This is a genomic window from Ideonella azotifigens (genome assembly GCF_006519715.1).
Taxonomy (GTDB): Bacteria; Pseudomonadota; Gammaproteobacteria; order Burkholderiales; family Burkholderiaceae_C; genus Ideonella; species Ideonella azotifigens.
Genome location: NZ_VIDT01000212.1, coordinates 1 through 8,188, shown reverse-complemented (window position 1 = coordinate 8,188; position 8,188 = coordinate 1). Strand labels below are relative to the sequence as shown.

General features: G+C 68.4%; 7 protein-coding genes. 2 read left to right on the top strand and 5 right to left on the bottom strand.

What is annotated here, in order from left to right:
- Together FKP22_RS32065 and FKP22_RS14345 are read left to right on the top strand one after the other, a co-directional pair.
- Window positions 1-1,477: ATP-binding protein (locus FKP22_RS32065; RefSeq protein ID WP_170200906.1), on the top strand; the 1,477-nt coding region annotated here is incomplete at its 5' end.
- A 124-nt stretch (window positions 1,478-1,601) separates the two neighbouring features.
- Window positions 1,602-2,042: a hypothetical protein gene (locus FKP22_RS14345; protein WP_141288159.1), complete on the top strand. Its 441-nt coding sequence runs from the start codon at window positions 1,602-1,604 to the stop codon at window positions 2,040-2,042.
- 28 nt (window positions 2,043-2,070) lie between these two features.
- Here the strand turns inward: FKP22_RS14345 and fdhD are convergent, their stop codons facing one another.
- The 5 genes from fdhD to FKP22_RS14320 all read right to left on the bottom strand — a co-directional run.
- The gene (gene fdhD, locus FKP22_RS14340; RefSeq protein WP_141288158.1) at window positions 2,071-2,913 is read right to left on the bottom strand and encodes a formate dehydrogenase accessory sulfurtransferase FdhD; all 843 of its coding nucleotides are present in this window, start codon (window positions 2,911-2,913) and stop codon (window positions 2,071-2,073) included.
- A gap of 64 nt (window positions 2,914-2,977) precedes the next feature.
- Window positions 2,978-3,214, bottom strand: coding sequence for a formate dehydrogenase subunit delta (locus FKP22_RS14335; RefSeq protein ID WP_141288157.1), 237 nt, complete (start codon window positions 3,212-3,214; stop codon window positions 2,978-2,980).
- A 63-nt stretch (window positions 3,215-3,277) separates the two neighbouring features.
- Complete coding sequence (gene fdhF, locus FKP22_RS14330; RefSeq protein ID WP_141288156.1) at window positions 3,278-6,169, bottom strand: formate dehydrogenase subunit alpha; 2,892 nt, start codon at window positions 6,167-6,169, stop codon at window positions 3,278-3,280.
- Window positions 6,170-6,223: 54 nt separating this feature from the next.
- Window positions 6,224-7,810 (bottom strand): formate dehydrogenase beta subunit, encoded by a 1,587-nt coding sequence (locus FKP22_RS14325; protein ID WP_141288155.1) that lies wholly within the window; start codon window positions 7,808-7,810, stop codon window positions 6,224-6,226.
- The coding region (locus FKP22_RS14320) for an NAD(P)H-dependent oxidoreductase subunit E (protein ID WP_141288154.1) at window positions 7,807-8,188 on the bottom strand (382 nt) is incomplete at its 5' end. The genes FKP22_RS14320 and FKP22_RS14325, both read right to left, overlap by 4 nt.

Genomic DNA, 8,188 nt, shown 5'->3' with positions numbered 1-8,188 from the left:
AGTGCTCGGGCCGCAGTTCAGCGCCACGGCGCTGGCCGCACTGCTGCCCGACGAACCGGACCTCGCGCCCGTCCTGGCCCAGGCCCTGGCGCTGCAGCTGCTGATACCGGCAGAGGCGCGGGGCGAACAGGGTTATGCGTTCCGGCATGGCCTGATCCACGAAGCCGCGAAAAACAGCCTGCCGCGCGCCACCCGCCGCGAGTTGCATGGCCGCCAACTCGCCTTGCTGCACATGCAACCGTCGACCCCGCCCGCCGAACTGGCCTCGCACCTGGAAGGCGCCGAGCGCTGGGCCGAAGCACGAGACCGCTGGGCCGAGGCCGGCGATACGGCACTGACACAGGAGTTCGCACAGGACGCCATGCGCCACTACGCCCGCGCCCTGCAGCTCGGCGAGCAGCCGGGCGCCGCCCCGCCGCAAGACCTGCTGCTTCACCTTCGCCTGCAGCATGCCCAGGCCACCATGATGTGCCAGGGCTATGGCTCCCCGCTGGCGCACGCCACCTACGGCGAGGTCCTGCAGGCCCTGCAGGCCAGCGATGGCGACACGGCCGAACGGCGACGGCTGCGTTTTCGCGCCCTGTCGGGGCTGTACATGGGCGCAGGCTCGCAGGGCCGCAGCCTGGGCCTGGACCACGCGCGGGGCTTGGTCAACACGGCGCAGGACCCAGCCGAAATGCTGATGGCCTGCTTCGCCATGGGCAACTCCCAGTTCTGGCACGGCGAACTGGCCGACGCAATGCACCACCTGCAGCGCGCCGCCGAGCTGGCCAGCGGGTTGTCACCCGAGCAACGCCGCCGTTGCATGGAAGACGACGCAGCGTTGCTCAGCGCCTCCGTGCGAAGCTGGAATTTGTGGTTCCTGGGGCGGCCCGAGGAGGCCAGGCAACTGGCCGATGCAACCGTGGGCCTGGCCCGCCAAGCCGGCCGGGCCCACGCGCTGTGCTTCAGCCTCAGCCTTGCGGCAGCCGTGCACTGGTGCCTGGGCGACACCGAGCGGGTGCTGACCGTCTCGGGTGAAGCCTGCATGCTGTCCGAACGCTTCGGTTTCCCGCTCTGGCGCGGTTTGAACCGGCTGTTCGTGCTGTGGGCGCGGGCCTGCCAGGGCGCGCCCGGCGTGGCGGCCGAGGGGCTGCAGGCCGCCCAGCAAATGCGCATGGCCTACCGGGCAGGCTCGACCACGGCACGCTGGATCCTTGGCAGCGCCCTGCTGCAAGCCGGTGAAATCCAGGCCGCCCAGGCGGAGCTGACATTGGCACTGGAAGACGCGCGCAGTGGGCTGGATCACTTCTGCGAACCTGAGCTGCTGCGACTGCTGGCGCTGTGCCAACTGAAGTCTGGCGAGACCCAAGCCGCCGAATGCCTGCTCATGGAGGCCGAGACCCTGGCCGTGCGGCTGGGCGCCACTGGCTTGCTGCCAGCCGTGCGCGAGCTGCAGCGCGCAGCACGCCGTCAAGGCGCGAGCCTCGCGCGCTGACTACGCTTTGACTACGCGGGCTGCCTAGCATGGGCATCGCCCAGTGGCGCCCGAAGTGACGGATGAAAACGGCTGCCTCGCGCCACCCAGCTTTTCCAACATTCAGACGCAGAGACCCACCCCCATGTCCAGATTCATTGCGATTCCCGCCCTGCTTGCCGCAATTGCGCTGAGCCCCCTCCTCGCCCAGGCCAGCACGCCGTTGACCAGCGTCGGCATCACCGCCGGCATCCCGTCCACCCCGGTGAAGAAGCAAGGCGAGAACTTCTTCAAGACCACCTTCAGCTTCGGCTACCAGCAGGGCAAGGTGATGCTCTCAGGCGCTGCCGACGGTACCGGCACCTTCTACGTGGACGATGTGATCACCGTCCACGTCGTGCGACCGGACGGCACCAAGCAAAGTTTTTCGTACGACTTCAGCGGCGGCTGCCAGGACGCCTATCCGCTGAATCCGGTGGACCTGAGCGACCTGTTCCAGCCGGGTGTCAACAAGGTCACGGTCACGCTGGCGGACCGCTGCGGCACCGTGGTGCAAGCACCCGCTGTGTTCCTGAGCACCCACTGAGCAAGCTTGCCGGTGCGCGACAGGCCGTTCACGGCACGTAGCGCACCGCCTGCTCGCCACGGCAAAAGCCGTAGAGCTGCAGCCCGGCCTGGCGGGCGATGTCGACCGCCAGCGAGGTCGGCGCCGAGATGGTAGCCAGCAGCGGCACGCCCAGCCGGGCGCACTTGCGCACCAGCTCGTAGCTGGCGCGGCTGGACATCACGATGAAGCCGTCGTCCATCGGCAACCTTGCCTGCACCCGGCTGCCCAGCAGCTTGTCCAGCGCGTTGTGGCGGCCCACGTCTTCCATCACCTGCAGCAGCTCGCCCTCGCGCGTGGCCCAGCCGGCGGCGTGGTGCGCGCCGGTCAGCGCGTTCAGCGGCTGCAACGCGGGCATCTGGGTGAAAGCCTTCAACACCGTGGCCGGTGGCAGCGCGGCCAGCCACGCGGGTGGCGACAGGCGTTCGGGCAGCAGGTCCAACCGGGTCAGGCTGTCAATGCCGCACAGGCCGCAGCCTGTGCGGCCGGCCAGCGTGCGGCGCTGATCCTTCAGCCGCATTTCGGCGGCGGCGGCCACTTCGAGCTGGACCTCGACACCTTGCGCGTTCGCGATCACGTCAATGCCATGGCACTCGGCTGGCGACAGCAGCAAGCCTTCGGAAAGCGCAAAGCCCAGCGCAAAGGCTTCGAGGTCGGCCGGCGTGGCCATCATCACGGCATGCGAGATGCCGTTGAAGACCAGGGCGACCGGGGTTTCGGTGGCCACCTGATCGGAATCAGCGTGGTCCAGCGGTCGGCCCTGGCGCACGCGCCGCACGGTGACAGGCACCGTGGGAGGCGGCAGGGAATCGTCGGCCGGCGAAAGAAGATGGGGAGAGAAATCGTCGCTCATGCTGGCGGCAGATTCTGCGCGCAAACGCCAACCCCGGCTTGCGCAGGTGCGCGCACCAAGGCGCTCAATCGAGCACGTCTGCGCGCACCTGCAAGGCGTCGCGCACGATGGGCAGCAGCCCGTCTTCCGCGCCGCCTTCGGCCCGGGCCTCGATGTGCCGCGCCAAGGCGTGGCGCATGCGCGGCGCCCAGAACTTGCGAATGTGGGTGGCAATGCCGTCCAGCGCCTCGGCCCGGTCGGGCTGGGCCTGGAAGAACTGGCCGATCTGGTTGGCCATGTGCACCAGGTGTTCAACGTCCATGAGGCGCGCTTTCTGAATGTCCACAGGGTGGGACGGCGGACAGGGAAACGGCGGTGAAGGTCTTCATTTGCCGATGACCTCCGCGCGCCGCGCCTGGTCCAGCAAGTCCAGTTGGGTCTGGTTGAACTCGGCGTAGCCCCGCTGCCATTCCGAGGGCTGCGCCACCGGCATCACCTGCACCGCCGTCACCTTGTACTCGGGGCAGTTGGTGGCCCAGTCGGAGGCGTCGGTGGTGATCACGTTGGCGCCGGACTCCGGGAAGTGGAAGGTGGTGTAGACCACGCCCGGCTGCATGCGCTCGCTGAGCACCGCGCGCAGCACCGTGTGGCCGGCGCGGCTTTCCACGCCCACCCAGTCGCCAGCGCGCACGCCGCGCTCCTCGGCGTCGTGCGGGTGGATCTCCAGCCTGTCCTCGTCATGCCACTGGTTGTTGGGCGTGCGGCGGGTCTGCGCACCCACGTTGTACTGGCTCAGAATGCGGCCGGTGGTCAGCAGCAGCGGGTACTTGCGGGTGACCTTTTCCTCGCTGGGCACGTACTGGGTGACGATGAACTTGCCCTTGCCGCGCACAAACTTCTCGCGGTGCATGATGGAGGTGCCGGCTTCTTCGGTGCTGTCGTTGCAGGGCCACTGCACGCTGCCCAGGCGCTCGATCTTCTCGTAGCTCACGCCGGCAAAGCTGGGCGTGAGCATCGCGATCTCGTCCATCACCTGCTCGGGCGATGCATAAGCCATGGGGTAGCCGAGGGCGTTCGAGAGCTTGACGGTGACCTCCCAGTCGGCCAGGCCCGGCAGCGGCGGCATGGCCTGGGTCACGCGGGAAATGCGGCGCTCGGCATTGGTGAAGGTGCCGTCCTTCTCCAGGAACGAAGACCCGGGCAGGAACACGTGGGCGTACTTGGCGGTTTCGTTCAGGAAGATGTCCTGCACGACGATGCATTCCATGCGGCTCAGCGCATCGGCCACGTGCTGGGTGTTGGGGTCGGACTGCACGATGTCCTCGCCCTGGCAGTACAGGCCCAGGAAGCTGCCCTCATGGGCGGCGTCGAACATGTTCGGAATGCGCAGGCCGGGCTCCGGGCTGAGCTCCACGCCCCAGGCCGCCTCGAACAGGTTGCGGGCCGTGGTGTCGGAAATGTGGCGGTAGCCCGGCAGCTCATGCGGGAAGCTGCCCATGTCGCAACTGCCCTGCACGTTGTTCTGGCCGCGCAGCGGGTTCACGCCCACGCCCTCGCGGCCCACCATGCCGCAAGCCATGGCCAGGTTGGCAATGCCGATGACCATGGTCGAGCCCTGCGCGTGTTCGGTGACGCCCAGGCCGTAGTAGATGGCCGAATTCGGGCCGGCGGCATACAGCCGCGCGGCAGCCCGCACCTCGGCCGCCGGCACGCCGGTGGCCGCTTCCAGCGCCTCGGGCGAGTTCTCCGGCCGGGCGACGAATTCGCGCCATTCGGCAAAGCTCTTGGTGTCGCAGCGCTCGGCCACGTAGGCTTCGTTGACCAGGCCTTCGGTGACCACCACATGGGCCAGCGCCGAGATCATGGCCACGTTGGTACCCGGGCGCAGCGCCAGATGATGCTGGGCCCGCACATGGGGCGAGCTGACCAGGTCGATCTTGCGCGGATCGACCACCACCAGCTTGGCGCCTTCGCGCAGGCGGCGCTTCATGCGCGAGGCGAAGACCGGGTGCGCATCGCTGGGGTTGGCGCCAATGACCAGGATCATGTCCGACTGCTCGACCGACTTGAAGGTCTGCGTGCCGGCCGAGGTGCCGAAGGTCTGGCCCAGGCCGTAGCCGGTGGGCGAGTGGCAGACCCGGGCGCAGGTGTCGACGTTGTTGGTGCCGAAAGCCGCGCGGATCAGCTTCTGCACCAGGTAGGTTTCTTCGTTGGTGCAGCGGCTGGAGGTAATGCCGCCCACCGAATCCTTGCCGTGCGCGGCCTGGATGCGCTTGAACTCCGACGCGGCGTAACCGATGGCCTCGTCCCAGCTGACGGGCTGCCACGGGTCGCTGATCTTCTTGCGGATCATCGGCGTGGTGATGCGGTCTGCATGGGTGGCGTACCCCCAGGCGAAGCGGCCCTTGACGCAGCTGTGGCCGTCGTTGGCCTTGCCGTCCTTCCAGGGCACCATGCGGACCACGGTGTTGCCCTTCATCTCGGCCTTGAAGCCACAGCCCACGCCGCAATAGGCACAGGTGGTGATCAGGCTGTGCTCGGGCTGGCCGAGCTCGATGATGCTGTTTTCCTGCAGCGTGGCCGTCGGGCAGGCTTCCACGCAGGCCCCGCAGGAAACGCACTCGCTGTCCATGAAAGGCTGGTCCTGGCCCGGCGAGACGCGGCTCTCGAAGCCCCGGCCGGAAATGGTCAGCGCGAAAGTCCCCTGGGTTTCCTCACACGCCCGCACGCAGCGGTTGCAAACGATGCACTTGCTGGCGTCGTAGGTGAAGTAGGGATTGGAGGTGTCCTGCGGCGTGTCGCAATGGTGGGCGCCGGAAATGCCGTCGACCTCCTTGCCAGCCACGCCGTAGCGCACATTGCGCAGGCCGGTGACGCCGGCCATGTCCTGCAGCTCGCAGTTGCCGTTGGCGCTGCAGGTCAGGCAGTCCAGCGGATGGTCGGAGATGTACAGCTCCATCACGCCCTTGCGCAGCTGCTGCAGCTTGGGCGTCTGGGTGCGCACGACCATGCCTTGCTCGGCCGGCGTGGTGCAGGAGGCGGGGAAGCCGCGCCGGCCGTCGATCTCCACCAGGCACAGCCGGCAGGAGCCGAAGGGCTCCAGGCTGTCGGTGGCGCAGAGCTTGGGCACCTGGATGCCGGCCTCCACGGCAGCCCGCATCAGCGAGGTGCCCTTGGGCACCTTGACCGGGTAACCGTCGATGTTCAGCGTGACCTCTTGCGCGGACTCGCGCGCAGGGGTTCCGAAATCGATCTCTGTCTTGAGGTGGTTCAGCATGATGGCGGTCCTCGGGTGCAGGCAATGATGGGGCGGGTGATCCGGCAGCGCGGATCAGGCGAGCTGCGGATCGGGCGCGGCGGCAGTGGCCGGCACCAGACCGAAGTCCTCAGGGTAGTGATTCAGGGCAGACAGCACCGGATAAGGGGTCATCCCGCCCATGGCGCACAGGCTGCCGTGGAGCATCGTGTCGCAAAGCTCGCGCAGCAGTTCGACCTGCTGCTCGCGATGGCGGCCCACCAGGATGCGGTCGATCACTTCGACCCCACGGGTGGAGCCGATGCGGCATGGCGTGCACTTGCCGCAGCTCTCCAGCGCGCAGAACTCCATCGCGTAGCGCGCCAGCTTGGCCATGTCGGCCTTGTCGCTGTGCACCACGATGCCGCCGTGGCCCAGCGCCGCGCCCATCGCGGCATAGGCCTCGTAGTCCATGGGCACGTCCCACTGCGATTCGGGCACGTAGGCGCCCAGCGGGCCACCCACCTGCACCGCCTTGATGGGCCGGCCGCTGCGGGTGCCGCCACCGAAGCCGTAGAGCAGCTCGCGCAGCGTCAGGCCGAAGGCCTTTTCGACAAGGCCGCCCTGGCGAATGTCGCCACCCAGCTGGAACGGCAGCGTGCCGTGCGAGCGGCCCATGCCGTAGCCGCGGTAGAAATCGGCACCCCGCGCGAAGATGATGGGCACGCTGGCGAAGGTGATCACGTTGTTGATCACCGTGGGCTGGCCAAACAGGCCTTGCAGCGCCGGCAGCGGCGGCTTGGCGCGCACGATGCCGCGCCGGCCTTCAATGCTTTCCAGCATCGCCGTCTCTTCGCCGCACACGTAGGCGCCCGCGGCCTTGCGCACCTCCAGGTGGAAACGCTTGCCGCTGCCCAGCACATCGTCGCCCAGGAAGCCGGCCGCGGTGGCGCGGGCGATGGCCTCGCTCATCACGGCCACCGCGTGCGGATACTCGGAGCGGATGTAGACGTAGCCCATGGTGGCCCCCACCGCCAGCGCGGCGATGGTCATGCCCTCGATCAGCATGTAGGGGTCGCCCTCCATCGTCATGCGGTCGGAGTAGGTGCCGGAGTCGCCTTCGTCGGCATTGCACACCACGTACTTCTGCACCGAGACCGCCCCCGCCACGGTTTTCCACTTGATGCCGGCCGGGAAGGCGGCACCACCTCGGCCGCGCAGGCCCGAATGGGTGACTTCATGGACCAGCGCGGCGCTGTCCAGCGTCACGGCGCGGCGCAGGCCGGCCCAGCCCTCGTGGGCGGCGTAGTCGCTCAGCGAGAGCGGGTCCGTCACGCCCATGCGGCGGAAGGTCAGGCGCTCCTGCAGGGCCAAGAAGGGAATTTGCTCGGTGATGCCGTGGCGCAGCGCATGGGCGCCGCCCTGCAGCATGCCGGCGTCGAGCAGGCCAGGCACGTCTTCCGGCGTGACCGGGCCATAAGCCACACGGCCAGCCGGCGTGGCCACCTCCACCAAGGGTTCCAGCCAGAACATGCCGCGCGAGCTGTTGCGCACCAGTGCCATGGCCAGGCCGCGCTGGGCGCAGCCGGTCTGCAGCGCGGTGACGACAGCGTCGGCGCCAGCGGCCAGCGCCGCCGAATCGGCCGGCACGTAAACGGTGACAGGAGCGACTGCGGTGTTCATGCCAGGATCTCCAGTTGCTCGCCGAGCTGGCGCAGCCGGGCGGGGGTCATGCGGGCATGCAGTTGGTCGTCCACCTGCACGGCGGGCGAGGAGGCGCACAGGCCCAGGCAGAACACCGGCTCCAGCGTCACCGCGCCATCGCTGCGGGTTTCATGGGATTTGCAGCCCAGCAAGGCCTCGGCCTCGGCCAGCAACTCGTCGGCCCCGCAGGCCTGGCAGGCCTCGGCCCGGCAGACCTGCACCACATGCCGGCCCGGCGGCGTGCTGCGGAAGAAGTGGTAGTAGCTGATCACCCCATGCACCTCGGCACGCGAGAGGTTCAACGCCTCGGCAATCGCCGGCACCACCATCGGCGGCACATGGCCCAGCCGTTCCTGC